Origin of the sequence: Nocardiopsis sp. CC223A, from assembly GCF_030766825.1 — a bacterium.
In the GTDB taxonomy this organism is placed as follows: domain Bacteria; phylum Actinomycetota; class Actinomycetes; order Streptosporangiales; family Streptosporangiaceae; genus Nocardiopsis.
In genome coordinates this window covers 1-1,408 of the sequence record NZ_JASFDV010000172.1, presented here as the reverse complement: position 1 = coordinate 1,408, position 1,408 = coordinate 1, and the positions used below count along the sequence as shown (strand labels likewise).

1 protein-coding gene is annotated in these 1,408 nt (G+C 74.4%); it reads left to right on the top strand.

What is annotated here, in order from left to right; genetic code table 11:
* The coding region (locus QJS33_RS31200) for a condensation domain-containing protein (RefSeq protein WP_306371661.1) at nt 1-1,408 on the top strand (1,408 nt) is incomplete at both ends.

Sequence of the window (1,408 nt, the reverse complement as noted above, 5' to 3'; positions counted from 1 at the left end):
GGCGCGGATGGCCGAGAGCCTGGCCGCCGCCGGAGCCTCCGGCGCGGTCGCGGCGCCGCCCGTCACAGCGGTCGCGGAGCGTCCCGAGCGCGTCCCGTTGTCCTACGCCCAGCGGAGATTGTGGTTCCTGGACCGCCTGGAGGGTCCCGGTGCCGCCTACAACATCCCGGTCGCGCTGCGTCTGGAGGGCGAACTCGACCCGGCCGCGCTGGAGTCGGCCCTGGGTGACGTGGTGGAGCGCCACGAGTCGCTGCGCACCGTCTTCGAGCAGGTCGACGGCGACCCGTACCAGCGGATCCTGCCCGTGGAGTCCGCCCTCCCGGACCTGCGGGTGGAGGTGATCGATGGCGCCGATGTGGCGGCCCGGGTGGACGCGCTGGCGCGGGAGACCTTCGACCTGGAGTCGGAGCCGCCGCTGCACACGACCCTGCTGGAGGTCGGCCCGGCCGAGCACGTCCTGGTGCTGGTGGTCCACCACATCGCGGGCGACGGCTGGTCCATGGCCCCGCTGCTGCGCGACCTCTCGGCGGCCTACACCGCCCGGCTGAACGGGGAGGTCCCCGGCTGGGCACCCCTGGCCGTCCAGTACGCCGACTACGCGCTCTGGCAGGACGGCCTCCTCGCCGACGGGGAGGGTGCGATCCCCGGACAGCTCGCCCACTGGAGCGGGGTGCTGGCCGACCTCCCGGACGTGCTCGAACTGCCGGTGGACCGGGCCCGCCCGGCCCGGCCCTCGCACCGCGGCGGGGTCGCCCCGGTGGCGCTGCCCGCCGACCTGCACCGCGACCTGCTGGCCCTGGCCCGGCGCCACGACGCCACCCTGTTCATGGTGCTCCAGGCCGCACTGGCCGCCACCTTGACCCGGATGGGCGCGGGCACCGACATCCCGTTGGGCACCCCGGTGGCCGGCCGCGCCGACGAGGCGCTGGAGGACCTGGTCGGGTTCTTCGTGAACACCCTCGTCCTGCGCACTGATACCTCCGGGGACCCGAGCTTCGCCGACCTGCTGGGACGGGTGCGCGAGCGGACCCTGGCCGATCTGGAGCACCAGGACGTGCCCTTCGACCGCCTGGTCGAGGTGCTCAATCCGGTCCGGTCGACCGCCCACCAGCCGCTCTTCCAGGTCATGGTGGCCCTCCAGAACAACGCGCGCGCCGACTTGGACCTGCCGGGGCTGTCGGTGTCCGAGGTGCCGTTCTCGACCGGGACGGCCAAGTTCGACCTCACCTTCGTCCTGGCGGAGGAGTACGGCCCGGACGGGGAACCGCTGGGTCTGGGCGGCGGTCTGGAGTACGCCGCCGACCTCTTCGACGCCGAGACCGCGGCCGCCCTGGTCGAGCGCTTGGGCCGGGTCCTGGCCGCCGCCGCGGCCGACCCCGGCGCACGGGTGCGGGACATCCCGCTGCTG